Genomic DNA, 20,853 nt, shown 5'->3' with positions numbered 1-20,853 from the left:
CATATAGTAAACTTTTAGAACTCATATCAGTAGGCGTTAATCTTTGATTGCATTTAAGATTTTTTCAGCGATTTCTTTTTGCCCTAAAGTAGAAGTGATGAAGTTTCTGTCGTTTGTGTTTGATAGATAGCCTATTTCTAGCAAAATTGCGGGGCAATTTGAAGTGCGCAAAATATGCAAATCTTTAGTTTTCACACCATTATTTTGCAATTCTTTGAAATTTAATTTATTTAAAAAACTTTCAGCCAGATTTTTACTTTTATCATAAAATGTGTTTTTTTCAGAAACAAACGCTTCGATGCCGCTTGAATCTACATTTGTTGATTTATTTAAGTGTAAAGAAAGCACCAAATCTGGATTTATAGCATTTATTTTTGCGGCTCTGTCCGTCAAAGAAATAGCTTTATCATCTGGGCGAAGTAGAATAATTTCTAAATCTGAATTTTTATTTAGTTTTTTTATTTGCTCGGAGATATTTAGCACAATTTGTTTTTCAGCAAAATTGTTATATTGCGCGCCACTATCCATTCCGCCATGTCCAGCGTCAATTACAATTACTTTTTTATCAATAGGCTTAAAAGACATTACAATTAAACCTCCAAGAATTGCGAGAATAGTAAGAAATTTCCAATTTTTCATAATTTTAGTTTTTATGTTGTTCATTTTTTAACGGTAATTTTTATAAAAAAGTATTTATTTAATAAAATTTACAATTGCTTCAGCGACAGAAAAACCAGTACTAAAGCAAGCTTGCAAAAGATAGCCACCAGTTGGCGCTTCCCAATCTATCATTTCTCCGGCGCAATAAATATTTGGCCATTTTTTTAACTCTAAATTAAAGTTTAATTCTGAAAATGCAACGCCGCCAGAAGTGGAAATTACTTCATCAATAGGGCGAAAACTTAGGATTTCGATTGGGAAATTTTTAATTAATTTTGAAAGTTTTTCAATGTCTAAATAGCTTTCTTTGTCTAATGTTTTAAGTAAATTCAAGGCAGTTGTAGATAATTTTAATTTCTTTTTTAAAATCGGACTTATTTTATCGCCTTGTTTTAATGCTTCTATAATTTCACTTTCAGATATGTTGGGTTTTAAGTCTAAAAATAATTGCAAAGGAAATTGAAATTTTCGCGTAAAACGGTTCATAAAGTAAATCGGGCTACCTTCAATGCCATATTTTGTGAAAACTATTTCGCCAGTTTTTTCTATATTTTGAAAGGAAACTTTGATGTTTTTTAAATATTGCCCTTGCAATTGATGAAAAATTCTCGGCGTATTGTAACCAGAATTTGCCGATTCTAAAGCATTAATTTTTATATTTTTTGATGTTAAAACTTCAATCCATTTTGCGTCTGAACCTGTTTTTTTCCAACTTCCGCCGCCCATTGCGAGAATTAATTTTGAATAATTTAATTTTAAATCTTCGCTATTGTTTTTTAGATAAATAGAACGTTCATCAAAATCTAAAAATGTATGATTATAATGAATTTCAACGCCCAGATTTTCTAAATAATCCAACCACGTTTTTAAAACTTGGATAGGTTTAAAATTTTTCGTTGGGAAAATTTTTCCAGAACTTCCAATATAAGTTGCAATCCCAAGTTTTTCAAGCCATTTTATAACTTTTTGGTTATCAAATTCACGAACTATTTTTTGGATTTCAACGGCATCATATTTTTCTAAAAAAGTTTCGATTTCTTCACTGTGCGTCAAATTAAAACCGCCATTTCCGGCGACTAAAAATTTTCTAGCGGCTGCTTTATTTTGCTCATAAATTTGAACTTTAAAACCTTTTTCGGCTAAAATTTGCGAGGCCATTAATCCAGCAGGACCAGCGCCGATAATGAAAATTTTTTGTTCTTGCATTTGCGATAAAAATACGGAATTTGTTTTTCAAGATTTTAAGATTCCCAATATTTGAAAGGCAAAATCGTTAAATTAGAATTATAATATTTCTGTTCGCTCGTTACTTCTCGGTCGATCCAATCGGGCAAAGCGAAGCTTATATCTTCAGACTTTAGTTCAATTTCGGCAACAATTAGCCCAAGATTATCGCCTAAAAATTCATCCACTTCCCAAAGTTTGTCTTCAAAAATTATTTTATATCTGATTTTTGAAAGTTCAGAAATTGCAAATTGATTCAGTAATTCTTTGGCATCATCAAACGGAATTTCATATTCAAATTCTGGGCGAGTTGCACCTACGGAAAGTCCTTTGATAGTGATAAATCCTTTTTCAGAGGTTTGTCGCACGCGGATGGTTTTGTTTGGATCGGTCAATAAATAACCTTGTCTGTACAATTCTCCAGAATTTTTTTCGACTTTTTGCCATATACTTTTTTCGACTAAGAATTTTCTTTCTATTTCTGTGGGCATTATTTTTAATTATATTTAATTTTCAATATCAATATCAAAACAATCCAAAAGTCCAGCAATTTCTGATAGAGAAAATTTGGCTTTTTTTATGCGATTTAATATAGGGTTTATAGAATAATTGAAAGAAGTACGAAAGTCTGCTTTTTCGAGATTGGTATTTTGAAAAACGGCGTTCTTGAAATCACAATTATCAAAAAAAGAATTGCTAAAATCGCTTTCTGTAAAATCAACTTCTTGCAACAGCGAATTTTTAAAAATCGTTTTTCTAATTTTAATTTGATAAAAAGAAGTGTGGTTTAAATTGCAATTATCAAAACTAAAAGAAAGTCCAAATTGACTGCAATTTTCAAAATGTAGCCCAAGCATTTTGCATTCTTTAAATGTAATATCTCGAAAAGCGGTTTGGTTTATATTGGCCAAACTCAAATTACAGCCGACAAATTCACATTCCGAAAATTTTATATGTGATAAATCGGAATTTGAAAAATTACAATTTTGAAAAATGCAATTTTCGTATTCTCCTTTTTCGATAGGCTTTTCAGTAAAATCTATTTTTTTGAAAGTCTCGTTTTCTGCGAAAGTATTTTGCATTATCAAATATAAAGATTATTGATTGCTGGAAAAAATATTAATGTAGTTTTCAACCATAATAAAATCAGCATTTTGCAATAAAAATTTTATTTTTTAGGTTTTTGTATTTTAATTTCTGTTGTTAAAGAATTCTCCGAAACGAAAATTACAAATATTCATGTTTTAGTGGTTCTGGTTTTCTTATGTATTAAAAAGTAGTTTTTAAAATACTTTTTTGTAAATTTTTGAAGAACTATTTTTTCCTTACTAAAAGCCAGATTAATTTCTATTAATTTTGTTTGCCGCCAAAATCTCGTTGAATTTAGCCTCTTTTCCTTGCTTTTTCATTTCAGCATAAACGGCATTGATTAATTTTTCTGCATCTGTTCTGTAGGGCGATTTTTGCTCGATGTAGAGATTATAGGCTTTGCAAAGATTATCTAAACCTTTTTCATAATCTTTCAAATACATGGCATAAACATTTCCGAGGCCATAATATATTTCTGGATTTGTTTTGTCCTTTTCGGCTAATTTTTCATAAGCTTTTATGGCGTTTTGATATTCTTTTTTGTAGATGTAAACCACAGCGATGTTTTGCAGAGGCATAGTTCCATTTGGATCTATTTCTAGAGATTTTTTGTAAGATTCCAAGGCTTTATCGTATTGGTTTAATTTTCTGTAATTTATGCCCAGATTATCCCAAGCAAAAGCAAATTCTGGATCTATTTTTACTGTTTTATTAAAATAGTCTATTGCTTTCTGATAGTTTTCTTTTTGGGCCTCATCTTGCCCTTTATTAAAATAATCTTTTGCCTCAGCATTATTTGAAATAGATTTCGAACTTTGCTTCTCGTTACTGGCAATTTTGGTTTTTACGCTGTTGCAATTATTCATCAGATAGCGCTCCAAAACATAATAATATTTTTTATATTCAGGTGAATTTTCATTAGATTCAAAAGAGATATTGATCTGTTTTTTGCCATCTTTTGCCACCGCTTTTTCTTTAGCAGATTCTATATTCATTAATTTGGCACCCATTTGAAAAGTACCTGCTTGCTTATTGATACAAGCGCTAATTCCTGCGGCAATTACATCTTTTGAAGTGTTATACGTTTCGATAGAATCTACACATTCGCAGGCATTTTCGGCTAATTCTTTTAATAATTTTGTGGAATCAGACTTTATTTTTTCTTGAGATTTTGCATAAAAAGAAAAGCAAATAAGTGAAAATAGAAAGAGATTTTTTTTCATTTTAAAGCTTGTTTTATTGGTGTTAATTTTAAAATTTAGTTTTATAAAATTACTATTTTATTTCTAATTTTTAATTTCAATTTTAACAGTAGAACGGTCCATTAATTTTCTTACAATTAAAAACAGTAACACGGCTCCCACTGTAAAAGCGGCTTCAGTATTGAGCATGCCTTTTGCACCAAAATGGCTGTATGCAACGCCAACAATGTAAGTCATTAAATAAATTGGCGAATTTGAAAGTGCCGCAAAAATATTATATTTGGTTGCAGCGGCACCTTTTCCAATTGTTTCCATCGTAAAGGCGGTAAATCCTGCATAGCAAAGTCCCGTCGTCATTGCGTAAAGTGAAGTCCAAATAATAAACATTAATTCTGTTCGTGGAGAATATGCCATGCAAACCGCACAAGCCGCCGCAGACAAGCCAAAAATTAAATAGGCATTTCTACTGTTCATACGGTCGCAAATATAGCCGCCGAGCAAACAACCAACAGCGGAAATTAAACCGCTAAAGACGCCGGTTGCAATTTCTACAGTTTCTACACTTGCATGCCAATCCTTTGCAACTGAAGCCCACAAGCCACTAATTGCGCCCGTGCCAAGCGTTAAAAAGCAAAGCACTAATGCTAATAAACCGCTTTTTGTTTTTAAAGTTTCCCAAACATCTTTAAATAAATTTTCATACGTTTTTCGGATGTTTTCTTCTCTAATTGTAATTTTTGGATCTTTAAAAAAAAGAAGTGCAAAGCAACATGCAAAACACACCAAACCTAAAATTGCGCTCACCACCCAAGGTGCAGATACATGCTGCGCAAGAAAAAGGCCAAGTCCGCCACCAATCCCTACGCCGCCCAGATTTCCTGCCTGAAAAAATCCGCCTGCTCTTCCTTTTAATTCTAGCGGAACATCGTACGCCATCAAACCTTCTGTCGCCATACATAGAAAAGTAATTGCAAATTGTGACAATAAAATAATCAGCGTTAAATAAGCCAAACTCGACTCCTTTAGTGGTAAAACGCCTGTCGCGAAAATCCCGATGGATCCAATAATACTAGCTAATAAATACCATTTTTTGAATGAAAGTGTGGTATCTACAAGCGGAGCCCAAATAAATTTAAAGATGTGCGGCAGTAGAGTAGCAGCCACCAAAGCGGCAATTTTTTGTACAGAAATGCCCGCTTGTGAAAGAAGATAACCAAGTGTAACCGAGACAAAACCAACCGAAACGCCCATCGGTAAGATGAGTATAGTAAACAAAAAGGGGTGAACGGGTTTGCTTGCGATTTCTTTTTCGCTCGAAGTGTTTTCTACTTTCATTTTATTTAATTTTTTTTATAATGTATTGCTAATTTCTTAAACTAAATTGTTACAATCTTTATTTTTTAAAATATAATTTGCATGCCTATTTGCAACTTCCATACAGTTTAAAACTCGCATAAAAATGGGATTTTCATAGAAATTAAATTAAATAAATTCTAAAAAAGACAATTGTAAAATATGCCCACAAAATAGAAAACACAATATGCACAACAGTTTCAAATGTTTTGCCGCGCCACAATTGCGATGAATAAACGAAAAACTGAATGAAAAAGCGAATGCCCCAAAAAATCCCAAGTCCCAAAGAAATGCGCTTTCCAAAACTGGTTTCTACTAAATCTGTGTCCGATGTTAAACATAAAATGCCCATCAAAAAAACCGTCAGCGCAATAAAAAAAGTATGAATGTACGTCATTTGCCGGTTTACCAAACTTAAATTTTGTAACTCAACTTTCCATTTAAAGTAGCGCGGGAAAATAACGTGAACAAGTGCTAAAACGATGAGTAAAGCACCAATTATTTTAAGGTGTAATTCCATTTTTTTGAAGGGTAAAAGTGGTAATGAATGGTGTTTTTTTCTGTTTTAATTTAATGTTTAATGAAGCACTTATAAAAGTTTTCAGCCAAGAATTCTTTGGTAAAAAATGAAAAAAACCAATATTGTAAGCTAAAAAATTGGGCAAATTCCGCAGATGTTCGGTGACATAAATTTCACCATTTGGCTTCAAAATTCGATGCAATTCTTTAAAGAAAATAATTCTTTCTGCATCTTTTCTAATCTCATGTGCGGCAAAAAAGAGGAAAATTTTATCAACACTTTCAGTCTTTAAAGGTATTTTATTAGTTGAAATTTCTATGGTTTCGGGAAAATTGGGATATACTTTTCTGGCTCTTTTAATCGAAACTTCTGTGTGCGTTTTCGGATTATAAAAATCAAAAATGCTGAATTCTGCATTTTTAAATTTATGTTTTAAAACGGCGCTTATTTCATCAAAACCTGCGTTGATATTTACGATTTTTAAATTCTCGTCCGTATTTTTTATCCAGTTTAATTCATACAAATCTGTGCAATCGTAAACGAAAAAAGAAACCAACAATGAACTTGCAGTTGTGATGAAAATTGTTACAATTAATATTAATAAATAAGGCGAATAATTTTCTGGGAGAACGATTTTTAAGAAAAATAAAGCACACAAAAATAGAAGCGACAAAATGTAAAAATGCCAATTAAATCGGATGATATTTGTAACACCTTGAAACGGTTTTCTTAAGGTTTCCATAGTTCTATTTTGCCTTTTTTCCACCAATAGGGAATATTTTCTATGATAAAAGCGTTGGCTAAAACGACATTTTTTAAATTTAATTGGTTTAGAAATTCGAAATTATAATCGATTATTTTTAAAGGTTTGGGTTTCCAATTCTCGCGAACGCCTTCTATAACTAGAACTTCTTTTTTTATTTTGTTGTAAGTGAAGGTGAACGGAAGTGGGCCTGCAAAACGGCGCGCTTCTGCCCAATCTGAAAATGGCGAATGTTCAGGAAGTTTCGCGTCTTCTTCAGTTTTATCTATTGTTAATTTAAAATTCGATTTTTCTGAGGAAATAATTAAATTATCATTTTCAATTTTTTGCGAAATATCAGTCGTTGTGTAATTATAATGTGTAAAAATATTGCCATCAAATTCCATTTTCTTTTTGTCGGTTTCAGATTTTATGATGTAAAGCCCGCGCAATTTTTTGCCTTTTCTATTGGTAAAACGCACAAAAATGCGGTAGCCAATTAAGAAAAAATTATTGCCCAAAAATTCTGGGAAACCTTTTGGCCGTAAATGTTCTGTTTGCACCATTGCGATTGCAATAAACGCATATTTGTCTTGAAAAGTATCGAGTTGTAAACATTCTGGAATGAGCGATTGCAATTCTTCCTTTGGCACGGCAAAAGTAAGAACAGTGGAAGATTTGAAATGCGCTTCAACGGCAAAAGGATGGTTTTTTAGGAAATCAAACATTTGATTTTATTTAAATTTTTTGGTCAAAATAAATTGATTATAAAAGATTAAAGATATAAATAAAAATGCGAAAATGATATTCATTTTTCCCCAAAGCAATAAATCTGGCACCAAAATGAACTCTAAAATATTCATAAGTGCAATTATAAACATTTGCGAAATTGCATTTATTTTGGCCTTAAATTTAGTAATTATCCAAATGGCCATTGCAATTTCTGAAAAGCCAATAATTTTTGTAAAAATAAAAGCATTTTCATTTCCCAATATTTCACCGACTATCATTTGATGCCTTGGAACGAAGTTTAAAACTTTGCAGAAAAACCCGTTGATGAGCCAAATTGCGGCTGTAAAGTAGGTGAGGAGATTGTGAAAAAGTTTTGCGTTCATGGATGATTAAAAACACTTGCCAATATAACCGAATGTGTTGTTATAATTAAAATATTAATGCAATAAAAAAACCACCAAAAAGGTGGCTAAAATTTTATGCGGTTTGTTTTGCTACTTTTTTTTCTGTTGCTTTATCCATTTTTGTTTCCTTCATTTCCATTTTGCAGTCTTTTTTGCTCATTTTGCAGTCTTTCATTTTCGTCTTGCAAGCTTTGGAGTTATTAGATTTCGCCATCTTTTTCTCGTCCATTTTGCACTCTTTTTTGTCTTTCCCAGCGCAGCACGTTTTTTTTGGCGTTTCTTGCGCATAAGTAAATGTAAAAGCACTTATGGCCAAAATTGAAATTATTTTTTTCATATTCTGTGATTTTTTTATGTTATTGATAATCAAAGATAAAAATAATTTCGGAAGTACCTTCTTTTTTTATTATAAATTCTGGCCTTCACAAGACAAGGTTTATGGCTATATTTGCAAAAATTTTTTTAATTTAATTTCTTTATCTATTTATGTCCGACTCGCTTTATAATCCTTTTATAGATTTAATTTTTGATGATCATTTTTGCTTCTTATCAGGTGATTTAACTACTGAATCGATGACCGTTTTTCCTGAATGGTTGATGGATCATTTTAAATTTGGCGAAGATAAAATTGAGATGATGGACAAAATGAAATCTTACACTTACGCTGATTTAAAATTACCTTGTTCGGCGCAAGTGAAAAATGCATTTTCAGAATTGGATGAGAAAATTCAGGCCGCTTATAGCAAGGGTTTTGAAGGCATGAAAGCGCTTGATGAAGAATTGCTTTTTCTTTGGACAGGAAGAATGGTTTATGGACTTTTATATTACGAAATGGCTTATGAAAGTAGCAGATTGCAAAAAATTGGACAAGAATTTCGACTTTCGGAATCGCTAAAAAATCGATTTGGCTATTTTCATTTAATGCTGCAATCTATTATAAAACCAATCACTTTTAAAGGTAAAAAACCTTGGAGCATTGCTGTTTTCAAGTTAAAATATTCCGCCGATATTTTTAGTTTTCGCGATGATGCTATTAATTTATTATTCTCTTTTGGCGTGAATGGCTTTGGATTTATTGCGTGTTTGCAAGATAATGGCGTGATTGGCGCGAAGCAAAAAGAAATTTTAGAAAAAATAAGTGGCCACGTTTTGCATCCGTTGCAGTTTGAAGAGTTGTATGCCAGATTTCATTATTCAGATTATATTTTAAATTATGCACCGAAATATAAAGTTGAAAATGTTGAAGGAAAAATAACAATAGAAATTGCTAATAGTGAGCAAGACGCGCAGTTTGGTTTTTGGGACGAAGATGTATTTTCGCAATTGCTTTCTAATTATTGGCAAGTTTACGGCATTCAAAAAAAGGATATTCTTCAATTTCAAAAGCCACCCAAGAGTTTTCTTGAAAATCCTTATACCAAAGATTTTATTAAGCCAGAAAGTATTTCGTTGCCGTTTTAATTAATTTAAAAAAAGTTAAAGGTGGTTTCTGTAATATTTCTGAATTTTAAAATTAAGCAAATGTTTGATAAAAATACAGCAAATTAGATAGTTATAAATCTAAATTTGCGGTTCAAGTATTAAATTTTTAAAAGGCGTAATTTTTCGCTTTTATTAATTTCAATTCTTTATTAGTTTAAGTATTTGCGATTTCATTTTAAAAGATTTACACAAATTTCCACCAAATAAAAGGAATTACTTTTTACCCGTTAACAAGAAAACAGGATATAGGCCTGTTGGTTTTTCCATAATGCTTGCTGTTTGAATTTTCAAGTCTTTAAAACCTGCATTTTCTGCAATTTTAAAAAATTCATTTCTATCAAAACCAGTATGGAAAACGCCGGTATCTTCAGTGTGAAAACTGCCATCTTCTACGTCTAGATCGGCAATTGCGATGCTTCCATTGTCTTTTAACAATGTATAAAATTTATTAAATATTGCTTGCACATTTTCTATATGATGAATCGTCATGGATGAAACTATGGCGTCAAATTCAGTCTCTAATGTTTCTTTTGTAAGATCCATTTCTAAAATTTGAACCTTACATTCAATGCGATCTAGTTTTGATTGTAATACGCCAATCATGGCTTTAGAAATGTCGATAGCGGTGATTTCTTTTACGAATGGCGCAATTTGTGACAACAGCAAACCCGTGCCCGAGCCGAAATCCATCACATGCATTTCTTTTGAAAAGGGAATTTCTTTTAAAATTAATTGGCCAATATTGCCCACATTTTGGGTGATAGATGATTGCACATCAAATTCTTCTGCTTTTTCTGAAAAATAATCTTTTTGTGTAGATGCCATTTTTGCTGTTTTGAAATTTAGTTTTGAATTACAAATTTACATGTTTTTTGACCTTATTTTATCGTTTCGGATTGTGAAATTGTAATAGTTCGATTAAAAAAAACGGTTTAAACTATCATTTAACTCGGCCCCATTCCATCTCTAAAGAGAATTGCTAAACTGATAAAATAAAAGAAAAATGAAAGGATGACAGCAAGAAAAAACCCGATAATTATTCGATATACTTTGGCGCCTTTATAAAATTTCCAAACCAAAGGAATCGTTAAAAAAGGTGTCACAAAAATGGCGAACCAAAAAATTTGGCCGATACTATCTTTAAGTTCTTCTGTCATTTGTTATTTTGAAATTTAATTTTGAAAATTTTCAAACCTTCACTTTAATTTCTTTTAAAGTCATTTTCTTTAATTTCCAGTTTTCACTTGCATACCATTTAATTTTCGTGGATAATAAACTTTAATTTTAACATTAAATAAATTGCAAACTGTCTTTTTCTTCACAAAACGTTGATAGTTTTTAAATATTAGGCTAAAAACGATTTCGTAAATTCTGGTTTTATTCTGTGTTTGCTGGCTTGCTCGTAAGCGTAAGCCATTTCAATAATTTCAGCTTCACGGTACGCGCCGCTGAAAAACGATAATCCAACCGGCAAATCATACACTTTTCCACAAGGCAGAGAAATATGCGGATAGCCACTCATCGCCGCAGGCGCTGTTAAAGAAACTTCGCCCCATTTGTCGCCATAAATAATATCGATACTGCAAGCCGGGCCGATGGTTAAACCTGTGATGGCATCCAATTTATTTTTTTGCATCACATTATCAATAATTTGTTTGGCGCCTTGATGGCTTTTTTCTAAAGCTTTTTTGTAAGCGGGATCGTCTAAACCTTTCTTTTCTTCGCTTTGAACCAGAAGTTCTTGTTTAAAAGTGGGCATGGCTTCGGCTTCATTTTTTAAATTAAATTCTATGACGTCGGCTAAATTTTTAACTTTTGCATTGGCATTTTTCAGGTAAGCATTTACACCGTTTTTAAACTCATATTTCATGACTTCAAGTTCATCATTTCCTAATGCATTTATTTTGTCTAGATAGTCAATTTCTACTATGGTTGCGCCTTGTTGTTTTAAAAGATCCAATGCTTTTTCTTGTAATTCATTTAAAAATTGATTGGTGTATTTTCCTTTTTGCACGCCAATTCTTTTTCCTTTTAAACCGTCGATATTTAAAAATTTGGTGTAATTGGTTTTTTTGCCACTGCTTTCTTTCGTCACAGCATCAGAATCATCTACACCGGCTATTATTTCTAGCAAAATGGCCGCATCAGTAACAGTTCTCGTTAAAGGTCCTGCTGTATCTTGCGTGCTCGAAATTGGAATAATACCGGAGCGGCTCACCAAACCAACAGTTGGTTTTATACCAACCGCACCATTGATAGAGGCAGGACAAGTGATAGAACCATCCGTTTCTGTTCCAATTGCTATCGCCGATAAATTCGCCGATACGGCGGAACCAGAACCTGCACTAGAGCCACACGGCGAATGATCTAAAATATAGGGGTTTTTAGTTTGTAAACCACGACTGCTCCAGCCTGAACTAGAATTTGTAGAACGAAAATTTGCCCATTCGCTCAGATTGGTTTTGCCTAAAATTACAGCGCCTGCATTTCTTAATTGTGTTACAATAAACGCATCTTTTTTTGCTATGTTTCCTACTAAAGCGAGCGCGCCTGCTGTAGTCATCATATTGTCGGCCGTGTCAATATTATCTTTTATTACAATGGGAATTCCGTGGAGTGCACCTCTTATTTTACCCTCTTTTCTCTCTTGATCCATGGTTCTTGCAATTGCCAGAGCATCTGGATTAATTTCAATCATGGTATTAAGTTTTGGACCGTTTTTATCCATGTTTTCAATGCGATCCAAATAAAGTTGGGTAATTTGTTCTGAAGTATAAGTACCTTTCTCCATTTTATCTTGAAGTTCCAAAACCGTTATTTCATTTAATTCGAATTTGTCTTCGCTATCCTGAATTTTATCTGTTTTTTTATTATTTACTTTCACTTTGGAAGATGAGTTGGCTGCAAATAGTGTATTAAAACCCAACGCCGCCATAGCAGAGGTCGTCAAAAAAGTGCTTCGCTTCATAAGAGGATTATTTTAAAGTATAAAATTTAATATTTCGTTTGGTTAAAAATACAAAAAATAGGCGATTTTTGGGTGTTTTTTTTAGAAGTAAATAATTTTTGATAAATATGTATTTTAATATATTTAAAAGATACTATTTACCTGTTGTGCATAAAGAAAAATATTAAACACAAAGGCGCAAATAATTTATTTTCAAATATTTACGTTTATAAGGCGCAAAATTTTAACTTCGTTAAAAGATGAAAATCTTTGATTTTCTTGCGCCTTAGAACTATTTTCATAATAACTAAGTTCTTGCGCCTTTGCGTTTAACTTGATTTACGGTTAATTATGCAGCTTGTCTAAATGCACAACAGGTACTATTTATTTTTTTTAAACTTAATTTCCCTTTGTTTTTTATCATTATTTAAAAGTGATTATCTTTACCAATCATTCAAAAATTAAAATATGAGCATTCACATCAGTGCAAAAAAAGGCGACATTTCTAAAGTCGTTTTACAACCCGGAGATCCGTTACGGGCAAAATACATCGCAGAAAATTTTCTTGAAAATCCGCGTTTGGTAAGTCAAACCAGAGGTATTTTTTATTATACCGGACTTTATAAAGGCAAGGAAATCTCCGTCGGTGCAAGCGGAATGGGCTTTCCAAGTATCGGGATTTATTCTTTTGAACTTTACACTGAATATGAAGTGGACACCATCATCCGCATCGGAACTTGCGGCGCTTATACCACAGATTTGAAAGTTTTTGACCTCATCAATATCGATAATGCCGCGAGTGAAAGTACTTACGCAAAATACGCCTGGGAAATGGAGGAGGAACTAATGCCCCACCAAGGCAATATTTTCGATATCATCAATGAAACGGCTGAAGAATTATCCTTAAATGCAAAAAGTTGCAACATCCACAGTAGTGATATTTTTTACCGTAAAAACCCAGAAATCCCAGAAATAGCCACAAAATACAATTGTCCTGCGGTAGAAATGGAAGCCTTTGCACTTTTCGCCAACGCGCGTTATTTGGGTAAAAATGCGGCGACGATTTTAACGGTTTCCGACGTTATTCCGACTGGTGAAAATATTTCCGCGGACCAAAGACAAACGGCTCTAAAACCAATGATAGAGTTGGCTTTGGAAGCGGCTTGGAAGACGGTTTAGAAAAAAATAAGCGCTTTGCAATGATGCAGAGCGCTTTTTGGGGGTTTTAGAAACAATTTTAGGTACTAAAAATTGCCGCCATAGGAAACTTGTAATTTTTACACTTTTTTAAGCGCTTGGCTTTACGCCATTTGTTTTCAACCGTTGTTCCTTAAAAAATGCAACAATTTCTTCGCTTGTCATTTTAGATAATTTAGCATCCAATTTGTCTTTAATGTCTCGCGCCATTTTTACAGCGTCAAATTTTTTCTTTGTTTTAGTTTCCATAATTCATTAAATCTCTAGGTGAACGAATTTCCAACTATTTGTATCCATTTTTAATATTTATGGAATTATAGCCACGTATTCGTTCAATATTTACGATGTGCTTAAAATTCCAACTAATCAGTAAATCTGCTTGATTGATTGTAGCAAGTGCGATATGCAAACAATCAGAATAACTTGTTTTTCCAACTACTTTTTCAGAAATATATTCATTCGCAAGTTCAATAGCGATAGCGCTCTCTTCTACAAATTCTGTATTTTCGCTTTTTATATTACGCGTTAATTCTTGAACTTTTTTTGGTGCAAATTCCAATTCAGTTTCTAGAATGGTTGAAAATATAATCGTGAATTCCCCATTTTTTATTCGCTTAAACAAAGGTTTAGTAAACTCTTGGAATTCATCATCAAAATAGCCACCAAAAACAGAAGTATCTAAATATATTCGCTGTTTTTTCATTAAAATAAATTACGATTTTTTTTCAAAATTTTATAATTACTTGTTTTTTTCAAATAATTAGATTTTTTTTCTACCAATAATTGTCCAGTTTCGCCAATTCAGACGGCTTTCTGAAGTGTGATAAATTAAATTAATAATTCAAAATATTATACTTAATTAGTACAGCCGCGTAATGCAATCGTTCAGCAACGCAGCCTTTACTCAAAACTTAAAAACATCTGGTGGTTCAAATTACTGGTGGTTTTGGTGATATAAAAGTCATGGCTTGCAATTCTTTTAAAACCCGTTTTTTCGTAGAATTTTATGGCTTGTAAATTTCCAACCCAAGTGAAGAGCCAAATGCCGCTTTGTTGGTGGTTTTTTGCAAAAGTGATGTTATGATTTAAAAGTTCAAAACCCAGTTTTAGTCCTTGAAATTCTTTAAGAAGATAGATTTTATCCAGTTTCGCAACATTTTCTGCGTTAATATTGGGATGTTTTGCATTCAGGATTATTTTTGAAAATCCCACTGCTTTGCCCTCGTATTTTAGAATATGGTAAATGTTATTTTCATCCCGAAGTTCTTTTTTTATCGTCGTTTCATTATAATTATTTTTGATATATTCCTTGAGATCTTCCGGCGCACAACTGCCTTCGTTGGCTTCCGGCACAGAAACACTTCCGATATCCACTATCGCTTGGTAATTTTTTTCTTTGGCTTTGGAAATTGAGAGCATTTAGGAATATTTTTTTTCTTTTTTTAGAATGACCACACGAAAGGATTCGTGCGGCAGCGTGGGGCTGTTAGCACCAGTTTTTATTTCGTCCATTCTTTCGGAAATTCTGTCGCCCCAATAATTGTCGAGGATTGTTCGTGATTTAAAATTGTAATTTCTGTAATTCTTGATTCTTCCACTTCTTTGTCTGTAAAACTGATTCTGTTTTTTAAGTCAATGTCGAAGCGAATGTCAAAATTGGTCTTGTGTAAAATGTAATCATCACCTTCGTCATAATAAAAGTCGTTGTCAAGTTTGAAAAGGTCTTTTACATAACTTCCGATAGAAATTTGTTGGAAAATCTTTCCTTTATAACCTAGTCTAACTGTTAATGAAATAATTTTTCCTGTATAAACATTTACACCAACAAATAAAATGTCCTTGTAATTTAGAGTCAACCAGTCTGGGAACTGTTTTTCAGTCGTAAAAGTCCAATCGATTTTTTGTCCTGAGCAAGTGTTTGATAAAATTAATGGTCTTAGCGAAAAGGCATTTTCCAATAACCTAATTTCTCCAATGCCTTGTCCAGGAATTATTGGCGAATCAAAGTCGATTTTCTTTACAGTCGTCACGTTGTTGTTTGTCGTTTTAAAATTGGTGCTAACTTGTTTATAGGTCTTACAAAATCAGACCTATACACCCAATTTTGGGTGGCTTGGTCTGTCAATCGCCATACTTTTATAAAAATCAAATATATAAAAAAGGCTTGAATGACAATTACGGTAAACCGCAAACAGAACAATTATTTTCCGTTAAAGATAAAAATTCTTGCGAAACGCAAACGTGAACTTACCACAAAACGCGCAATTGCTTGAAACGGCTGTTAGCAAACGGTTTACTTATGCGCAAAATAAGTTGCTATAAACTTCACTATTTCTTTAATATTTCCAGCAACGATTCCCATTACAAAACCACTAACTGAATAAATAATATATCTTCTTAATTGTGTATTCTGAAGCTTCAAATTTTCAATGGTTAGTATAGAAATTTCTTTTTGAAGGTTAAGATTTTCATATTCTATTGAGCTTTTATTTATTTCATGTTTCTCTTTTCCATTTTCTACTTCCAAATACTTTAGCCAACCACCATTTTCCGATATTGTTTTTCCTTTTCTGGTTATATAGCTGAAAGAGCCGTCAACAGTTATCAAGTCTTCATTTATCAAATATTTTGCAAATTCATTAGCCCGAACAATATGAGTTATTTTCTTTCCAATAGGATTTTCAAAATAGTTTGTTTGAAATTTATGACCTTCAGCTTTATATACTAAAGAAAGATTATAATCAATTAACTTGTCAATATCCATTTTTCTATGTTTATGGGGGTTTTCTAAAACTGTTTGCTAACTTGTATATAGGTCTAACAAAATCAGACCTACACAACCATTTTTGGCTGGCTTGGTCTGTCAATCGCCATACTTTTATATAAATCAAATATATAAAAAAGGCTTGAATGACAATTACGGTAAACCGCAAACAGAACAATTATTTTTTGTTTACCTAAACTTTCTTCGCGTGGAAAGAAAAATACCAGAAATTCTAGCCCCGATAGAAATGGATATCCTTTTTTGTAAAACAAAAAAGATAGTAATGGATAGCGGGTACCATCTTCAAAAGAAGCAAAACCGTCTTGCTCCTAAATCTAAAATTAAGAGAAATTTTGAGGTTATAAAACCATCGTCAGCTGCACCCGTTTCCGCTCTTCATCCACTTCCAAAACCTTCACCATTACTTGCTGCTGCAATTTTACCACTTCATTCACGTCAGACACAAAACCTTCCTTTAACTGGGAAATATGCACGAGGCCGCTTTCTTTAATGCCCAGATCCACGAAGCAGCCAAAAGCAGTGATGTTGTTAACAATGCCGGGAACGGTCATGCCCACTTTTAGGTTTTTTATGGATTTTAAATTCGGGTCAAACTCAAAGACTTTTGCCGATTTTCGCGGGTCTAAACCGGGTTTTTCAAGTTCTTTTAAAATGTCTTTAATACCTAAAATTCCGCTGTTTTCTGAAGTGTATTTTTCAGGATCGATCAGTTTGATTTTTTCTTTATCGCCAATTAATTCTTCAGATTTTAATTTGAGGTCTTTTGCCATTTTTTCTACCAAAGCGTAAGATTCCGGATGCACCGCAGAATTATCCAAAGGGTTTTTCGCCTGATGAATTCTCAAAAATGCAGACGATTGCTGAAAGGCTTTTTCACCCAAACGCGGCACTTTTTTTAAGTCTTTCCGGCTTTGGAAAGCGCCATTTTCTGTGCGGTAAGTCACAATATTTTCCGCCATCTTTTCACCAATCCCAGAAACATAACTGAGCAAAGATTTACTCGCCGTGTTGAGGTTGATGCCGACAGAATTCACGCAGCGCATCACCACAGAATCGAGTTCGTTTTTTAATTTAGTTTGATCGACATCGTGTTGGTATTGCCCGACACCAATGGATTTTGGATCTATTTTTACCAATTCCGCCAAAGGATCAGAAAGTCTTCGCCCAATGGAAACCGCGCCACGAACGGTAACATCATAATTTCCAAATTCTTCGCGCGCAATTTTACTCGCCGAATAAATGGATGCGCCCGCTTCGGAAACCACGAATACTTCCAAATCTCTTTCAAAGCGAATTTTTTTAATGAAAAATTCGGTTTCTCGTCCTGCCGTTCCGTTGCCGATTGAAATGGCTTCTATATTATAAGCAGAAATTAATGATTTTATTTTCTTCACCGCCATTGCCGTTTCGTTTTGTGGCGGATGCGGATAAATGGTTTCATTGTGCAGAAGATCGCCTTTTTCGTCCAGACAAACCACTTTGCAACCGGTTCGAAATCCGGGATCAATGGCGAGAATTCTTTTTTCGCCCAAAGGTGGCGCGAGCAATAACTGGCTTAAATTTTCCGCAAAAACTTGAATGGATTTTTCATCGGCTTTTGCTTTGGCTTCGGCTAAAACTTCGGTGGAAAGGGAAGGTTCAAGCAATCTTTTGTAGGAATCTTCTATGGCTAAATAAATCTGTTCGGCACTTTCTGAATTGTTTTTTACGATGGATTTATCGATGAAATTTAGGGCTTCATTTTTATCTACTTCAATTTTCACCCTGACAAAACCTTCTGTTTCCGCGCGAAGAATTGCCAGTAATCGGTGCGAGGGAATTTTATTTAAACTTTCCTGCCAGTCAAAATACTGTTTGAATTTTTGAGCGGCGTCTTCTTCTAATTTTGTTTTGATGACTTTACTGGTAATCAAAGCCGTTTTTTGAAATAGTCGGCGCAGGTTTTTCCGGACGTAGATATTTTCATTGATCCATTCCGCCATAATTTCTCTTGCGCCCTGCAAAGCCTCATCAAGATTAGAAATATTTTCATTCACATATTTTTCGGCCAACGAATTTAAATTGGAAGCATTTTGCGCCATGATGATTTTAGCCAAAGGTTCTAAACCATTTTCACGTGCGCTGTCTGCTTTGGTTTTTCGTTTCTTTTTAAATGGTAAATAAAAATCTTCGAGTTCTTGCAGATTAAAACTTTGTTCGATTCTCTGTTTTAAATCTAGCGTTAAGGCATTTTGCTCTTCAATGGATTTTAAAATACTTTCTTTTCGCTTTACAATTTCTAAATATTGTTGGTTGAGTTTAAAAATAGTTTCAATTTGAACTTCATCTAAATTGCCCGTAGCATCTTTTCTATAACGCGCAATAAACGGAATGGTGCAGTCTTCAGCCAATAATTTTAGAGTAGATTCAATACTTTTTACAGGTAAATTTATTTTTTCTTGAATAAAATTTAAGTTCGTCATTGCTAATATTTAAAAGACAAAAGTAGTATTTAAAGGTAATTAAACCAATTGCAGAATTTTAGAATTAATTTTAATATTAATAATGATTTACATTAAAAATTACATTAACCATAATCCAAAAAAAATGATTACTTTTGCACACGTAAAAAACAGGTATGCAAAATATTAGAAATATCGCAATTATTGCGCACGTTGACCACGGTAAAACCACTTTGGTTGATAAAATTATCCACGCCACAAGCGTTTTTAGAGACAATCAGGAAACTGGCGAATTAATTATGGATAACAACGATCTTGAAAGAGAACGTGGAATTACCATTTTATCAAAAAACATTTCTGTAAATTATCATGGTACAAAAATTAATGTAATAGATACACCTGGTCACGCTGATTTTGGTGGGGAAGTAGAGCGCGTCTTGAAAATGGCAGATGGTGTACTTTTATTAGTAGATGCTTTTGAAGGACCAATGCCACAAACAAGATTTGTGTTGCAAAAGGCTTTAGAATTAGGTTTAAGACCAGTTGTTGTTATCAATAAAGTTGATAAACCAAACTGTCGTCCAGACGAAGTTCACGATCAAGTTTTTGATTTATTTTTCAACTTAGATGCCACAGAAGAGCAATTGGATTTCCCGACTTTTTATGGTTCATCTAAACAAGGTTGGTTTAATACTTCATTAGAAGAAACCGATAATATTTTTCCTTTGTTAGATGGTATTTTGGAACACGTTCCAGCACCTGAAGCAAAAGAAGGCCCACTTAGAATGCAGATTGTGTCTTTAGATTTTTCTTCATTTTTAGGTAGAATTGCGATTGGTAAGATCATCCAAGGTTCTGTAAAAGAATCTCAATGGATAGGTCTTGCTCAAGAAGACGGCAAAATTGTAAAAGGAAAAGTAAAAGAATTGTACGTTTTTGAAGGTCTTGGTAAAAAGAAAGTTCAAGAGGTAAAAGCAGGTGATATTTGTGCGATTGTTGGTTTTGATAAATTCCAAATCGGTGATTCATTTGTAGATTTAGAAAATCCAGATCCATTGCCAAGAACGGCGATTGATGAGCCAACTTTGAACATGACTTTCTCTATCAACAATTCACCTTTCTTCGGAAAAGATGGAAAATACGTAACATCAAATCATTTGAAAGAAAGATTGATGCGCGAATTAGAGAAAAATTTAGCCTTAAGAGTAGAACCAACGGAAGATGCCAATACATTTTTGGTTTTCGGACGTGGTATTCTTCACTTATCTGTTTTAATTGAAACGATGAGAAGAGAAGGTTATGAAATGACCATCGGACAGCCGCAAGTAATTGTAAGAGAAATAGATGGCGTGAAATGCGAACCTTATGAAAGTATGGTGGTTGACGTTCCTGCAGAGTTTGCTTCTAGAGTTATCGATTTAGCAACTCAAAGAAAAGGCGATCTTCACATTATGGAAACTAAAGGTGAAATGCAGCATTTGGAATTCGAAATTCCTTCCAGAGGTTTGATTGGTTTACGTTCTCAAATGTTAACTGCAACTGCTGGTGAAGCAATTATGGCGCACAGATTTTTAGAATACAAACCTTTCAAAGGTGCAATTCCAGGAAGAAGTAACGGTGTTTTAGTGAGTAAATCTCAAGGACCTGCAACAGAATATTCAATTGCGAAATTGCAAGATAGAGGTCGTTTTTATGTAGATCCGGGCGAAGAAATTTACGCAGGAATGATTATCGGTGAGCAAAACAAACCAGGCGATTTGGTTGTGAATATTGTAGAAGCAAAACAATTAAACAACATCCGTGCTGCTGGTAAAGATAAAGACGGAAATATTGCACCAAAAACATTGTTCTCTTTGGAAGAATGTATGGAATATATACAAGAAGATGAAGCAATAGAAATTACGCCAAATTTTATTAGAATGCGTAAAAAAATCTTGTCTGAAGAAGAAAGAAAAAGAAATGACAGAATGGCGAAAGCCTAATTTTCTAAAAATAATAAAATCCGTCTCAACTTTTGTTGGGACGGATTTTTTTTGATTTTTTAGGAGCAAAACAGGTTTTCATTTTTTCAACAT

The 20,853-nt window shown here is 33.2% G+C and carries 23 protein-coding genes; 3 read left to right on the top strand and 20 right to left on the bottom strand.

Going from position 1 to position 20,853, the window contains the following annotated elements; genetic code table 11:
- Positions 1-36: 36 nt before the first annotated feature.
- The 11 genes from C4S29_RS02865 to C4S29_RS02815 all read right to left on the bottom strand — a co-directional run bounded on the left by C4S29_RS02865 (position 37) and on the right by C4S29_RS02815 (position 8,263).
- Positions 37-639 carry an N-acetylmuramoyl-L-alanine amidase family protein gene (locus C4S29_RS02865; protein WP_159969818.1) on the bottom strand — a complete coding sequence of 201 codons (603 nt, stop codon included), beginning with the start codon at positions 637-639 and terminating at the stop codon, positions 37-39.
- A 54-nt stretch (positions 640-693) separates the two neighbouring features.
- Positions 694-1,866, bottom strand: a complete 1,173-nt coding sequence (locus C4S29_RS02860; protein WP_103912610.1) for a BaiN/RdsA family NAD(P)/FAD-dependent oxidoreductase — start codon at positions 1,864-1,866, stop codon at positions 694-696.
- Between the two features lie 35 nt (positions 1,867-1,901).
- Complete coding sequence (locus tag C4S29_RS02855; protein ID WP_103912609.1) at positions 1,902-2,375, bottom strand: CYTH domain-containing protein; 474 nt, start codon at positions 2,373-2,375, stop codon at positions 1,902-1,904.
- Positions 2,376-2,390: 15 nt separating this feature from the next.
- A complete protein-coding gene (locus tag C4S29_RS02850; RefSeq protein ID WP_103912608.1) occupies positions 2,391-2,966 on the bottom strand; it encodes a pentapeptide repeat-containing protein in 576 nt (191 codons plus the stop codon).
- Positions 2,967-3,224: 258 nt separating this feature from the next.
- The gene (locus C4S29_RS02845; protein ID WP_103912607.1) at positions 3,225-4,196 is read right to left on the bottom strand and encodes a tetratricopeptide repeat protein; all 972 of its coding nucleotides are present in this window, start codon (positions 4,194-4,196) and stop codon (positions 3,225-3,227) included.
- A gap of 63 nt (positions 4,197-4,259) precedes the next feature.
- Positions 4,260-5,510, bottom strand: a complete 1,251-nt coding sequence (locus C4S29_RS02840; RefSeq protein ID WP_103912606.1) for an MFS transporter — start codon at positions 5,508-5,510, stop codon at positions 4,260-4,262.
- A gap of 142 nt (positions 5,511-5,652) precedes the next feature.
- Positions 5,653-6,048, bottom strand: a complete 396-nt coding sequence (locus C4S29_RS02835) for a hypothetical protein (protein WP_103912605.1) — start codon at positions 6,046-6,048, stop codon at positions 5,653-5,655.
- On the bottom strand, positions 6,032-6,790 hold the full coding sequence (locus C4S29_RS02830) for a methyltransferase domain-containing protein (RefSeq protein ID WP_103912604.1): 759 nt from the start codon (positions 6,788-6,790) through the stop codon (positions 6,032-6,034). Before C4S29_RS02830 ends, C4S29_RS02835 begins: the two co-directional genes overlap by 17 nt.
- Positions 6,778-7,518: a DUF2071 domain-containing protein gene (locus C4S29_RS02825; protein WP_103912603.1), complete on the bottom strand. Its 741-nt coding sequence runs from the start codon at positions 7,516-7,518 to the stop codon at positions 6,778-6,780. Before C4S29_RS02825 ends, C4S29_RS02830 begins: the two co-directional genes overlap by 13 nt.
- A gap of 6 nt (positions 7,519-7,524) precedes the next feature.
- Positions 7,525-7,905, bottom strand: coding sequence for a DoxX-like family protein (locus tag C4S29_RS02820; protein ID WP_103912602.1), 381 nt, complete (start codon positions 7,903-7,905; stop codon positions 7,525-7,527).
- A gap of 94 nt (positions 7,906-7,999) precedes the next feature.
- Positions 8,000-8,263 carry a hypothetical protein gene (locus C4S29_RS02815; RefSeq protein WP_103912601.1) on the bottom strand — a complete coding sequence of 88 codons (264 nt, stop codon included), beginning with the start codon at positions 8,261-8,263 and terminating at the stop codon, positions 8,000-8,002.
- Between the two features lie 149 nt (positions 8,264-8,412).
- Between C4S29_RS02815 and C4S29_RS02805 the strand changes: the two genes are divergently transcribed.
- Positions 8,413-9,387: a hypothetical protein gene (locus C4S29_RS02805; protein WP_103912599.1), complete on the top strand. Its 975-nt coding sequence runs from the start codon at positions 8,413-8,415 to the stop codon at positions 9,385-9,387.
- Positions 9,388-9,621: 234 nt separating this feature from the next.
- On the opposite strand, the gene C4S29_RS02800 is transcribed toward C4S29_RS02805, so the two are convergent.
- The 3 genes from C4S29_RS02800 to C4S29_RS02790 all read right to left on the bottom strand — a co-directional run bounded on the left by C4S29_RS02800 (position 9,622) and on the right by C4S29_RS02790 (position 12,376).
- Positions 9,622-10,233 carry a class I SAM-dependent DNA methyltransferase gene (locus tag C4S29_RS02800; protein WP_103912598.1) on the bottom strand — a complete coding sequence of 204 codons (612 nt, stop codon included), beginning with the start codon at positions 10,231-10,233 and terminating at the stop codon, positions 9,622-9,624.
- 119 nt (positions 10,234-10,352) lie between these two features.
- Positions 10,353-10,565, bottom strand: coding sequence for a hypothetical protein (locus C4S29_RS02795; protein WP_103912597.1), 213 nt, complete (start codon positions 10,563-10,565; stop codon positions 10,353-10,355).
- A 188-nt stretch (positions 10,566-10,753) separates the two neighbouring features.
- A complete protein-coding gene (locus tag C4S29_RS02790; RefSeq protein WP_103912596.1) occupies positions 10,754-12,376 on the bottom strand; it encodes an amidase in 1,623 nt (540 codons plus the stop codon).
- A gap of 447 nt (positions 12,377-12,823) precedes the next feature.
- Here C4S29_RS02790 and deoD point away from each other — a divergent pair, with 447 nt between their 5' ends.
- A complete protein-coding gene (deoD, locus tag C4S29_RS02785) occupies positions 12,824-13,534 on the top strand; it encodes a purine-nucleoside phosphorylase (protein ID WP_103912595.1) in 711 nt (236 codons plus the stop codon).
- 108 nt (positions 13,535-13,642) lie between these two features.
- Here deoD and C4S29_RS14710 read toward each other — a convergent pair whose 3' ends face one another.
- The 6 genes from C4S29_RS14710 to C4S29_RS02755 form a co-directional block, all read right to left on the bottom strand.
- Entirely contained in the window at positions 13,643-13,801 is a 159-nt protein-coding gene (locus C4S29_RS14710) for a hypothetical protein (RefSeq protein WP_159969817.1), read from the bottom strand.
- Between the two features lie 34 nt (positions 13,802-13,835).
- A complete protein-coding gene (locus tag C4S29_RS02780) occupies positions 13,836-14,255 on the bottom strand; it encodes a PIN domain-containing protein (protein WP_103912594.1) in 420 nt (139 codons plus the stop codon).
- A 197-nt stretch (positions 14,256-14,452) separates the two neighbouring features.
- Positions 14,453-14,971: a GNAT family N-acetyltransferase gene (locus tag C4S29_RS02775; RefSeq protein ID WP_103912593.1), complete on the bottom strand. Its 519-nt coding sequence runs from the start codon at positions 14,969-14,971 to the stop codon at positions 14,453-14,455.
- 80 nt (positions 14,972-15,051) lie between these two features.
- Positions 15,052-15,582, bottom strand: a complete 531-nt coding sequence (locus C4S29_RS02770) for a hypothetical protein (RefSeq protein WP_103912592.1) — start codon at positions 15,580-15,582, stop codon at positions 15,052-15,054.
- A gap of 263 nt (positions 15,583-15,845) precedes the next feature.
- Positions 15,846-16,316, bottom strand: a complete 471-nt coding sequence (locus C4S29_RS02765; RefSeq protein WP_103912591.1) for a hypothetical protein — start codon at positions 16,314-16,316, stop codon at positions 15,846-15,848.
- A gap of 359 nt (positions 16,317-16,675) precedes the next feature.
- On the bottom strand, positions 16,676-18,799 hold the full coding sequence (locus tag C4S29_RS02755; RefSeq protein WP_103912589.1) for a Tex family protein: 2,124 nt from the start codon (positions 18,797-18,799) through the stop codon (positions 16,676-16,678).
- Between the two features lie 155 nt (positions 18,800-18,954).
- On the opposite strand from C4S29_RS02755, the gene typA reads away from it, so the two are divergent.
- Positions 18,955-20,760 (top strand): translational GTPase TypA, encoded by a 1,806-nt coding sequence (gene typA / locus C4S29_RS02750; protein ID WP_103912588.1) that lies wholly within the window; start codon positions 18,955-18,957, stop codon positions 20,758-20,760.
- Positions 20,761-20,853: the final 93 nt, after the last annotated feature.

Origin of the sequence: Halpernia humi, assembly GCF_900108025.1 — a bacterium.
GTDB classification, from domain to species: domain Bacteria; phylum Bacteroidota; class Bacteroidia; order Flavobacteriales; family Weeksellaceae; genus Halpernia; species Halpernia humi.
Note: the sequence above shows the minus strand (reverse complement) of the source record. Positions and strands in the feature narration are given on the sequence as shown.

Coding starts and splice junctions, on each gene's coding strand:
- C4S29_RS02775 (WP_103912593.1), bottom strand. CDS start 14,971: ATGCTCTCAATTTCCAAAGCCAAAGAAAAAAATTACCAAGCGATAGTG.
- C4S29_RS02815 (WP_103912601.1), bottom strand. CDS start 8,263: ATGAAAAAAATAATTTCAATTTTGGCCATAAGTGCTTTTACATTTACT.
- C4S29_RS02830 (WP_103912604.1), bottom strand. CDS start 6,790: ATGGAAACCTTAAGAAAACCGTTTCAAGGTGTTACAAATATCATCCGA.
- C4S29_RS02845 (WP_103912607.1), bottom strand. CDS start 4,196: ATGAAAAAAAATCTCTTTCTATTTTCACTTATTTGCTTTTCTTTTTAT.
- C4S29_RS02755 (WP_103912589.1), bottom strand. CDS start 18,799: ATGACGAACTTAAATTTTATTCAAGAAAAAATAAATTTACCTGTAAAA.
- C4S29_RS02825 (WP_103912603.1), bottom strand. CDS start 7,518: ATGTTTGATTTCCTAAAAAACCATCCTTTTGCCGTTGAAGCGCATTTC.
- C4S29_RS02790 (WP_103912596.1), bottom strand. CDS start 12,376: ATGAAGCGAAGCACTTTTTTGACGACCTCTGCTATGGCGGCGTTGGGT.
- C4S29_RS02855 (WP_103912609.1), bottom strand. CDS start 2,375: ATGCCCACAGAAATAGAAAGAAAATTCTTAGTCGAAAAAAGTATATGG.
- typA (WP_103912588.1), top strand. CDS start 18,955: ATGCAAAATATTAGAAATATCGCAATTATTGCGCACGTTGACCACGGT.
- C4S29_RS02795 (WP_103912597.1), bottom strand. CDS start 10,565: ATGACAGAAGAACTTAAAGATAGTATCGGCCAAATTTTTTGGTTCGCC.
- C4S29_RS02840 (WP_103912606.1), bottom strand. CDS start 5,510: ATGAAAGTAGAAAACACTTCGAGCGAAAAAGAAATCGCAAGCAAACCC.
- C4S29_RS02835 (WP_103912605.1), bottom strand. CDS start 6,048: ATGGAATTACACCTTAAAATAATTGGTGCTTTACTCATCGTTTTAGCA.
- C4S29_RS02865 (WP_159969818.1), bottom strand. CDS start 639: ATGAAAAATTGGAAATTTCTTACTATTCTCGCAATTCTTGGAGGTTTA.
- C4S29_RS14710 (WP_159969817.1), bottom strand. CDS start 13,801: ATGGAAACTAAAACAAAGAAAAAATTTGACGCTGTAAAAATGGCGCGA.
- deoD (WP_103912595.1), top strand. CDS start 12,824: ATGAGCATTCACATCAGTGCAAAAAAAGGCGACATTTCTAAAGTCGTT.
- C4S29_RS02820 (WP_103912602.1), bottom strand. CDS start 7,905: ATGAACGCAAAACTTTTTCACAATCTCCTCACCTACTTTACAGCCGCA.
- C4S29_RS02765 (WP_103912591.1), bottom strand. CDS start 16,316: ATGGATATTGACAAGTTAATTGATTATAATCTTTCTTTAGTATATAAA.
- C4S29_RS02805 (WP_103912599.1), top strand. CDS start 8,413: ATGTCCGACTCGCTTTATAATCCTTTTATAGATTTAATTTTTGATGAT.
- C4S29_RS02780 (WP_103912594.1), bottom strand. CDS start 14,255: ATGAAAAAACAGCGAATATATTTAGATACTTCTGTTTTTGGTGGCTAT.
- C4S29_RS02860 (WP_103912610.1), bottom strand. CDS start 1,866: ATGCAAGAACAAAAAATTTTCATTATCGGCGCTGGTCCTGCTGGATTA.
- C4S29_RS02850 (WP_103912608.1), bottom strand. CDS start 2,966: ATGCAAAATACTTTCGCAGAAAACGAGACTTTCAAAAAAATAGATTTT.
- C4S29_RS02800 (WP_103912598.1), bottom strand. CDS start 10,233: ATGGCATCTACACAAAAAGATTATTTTTCAGAAAAAGCAGAAGAATTT.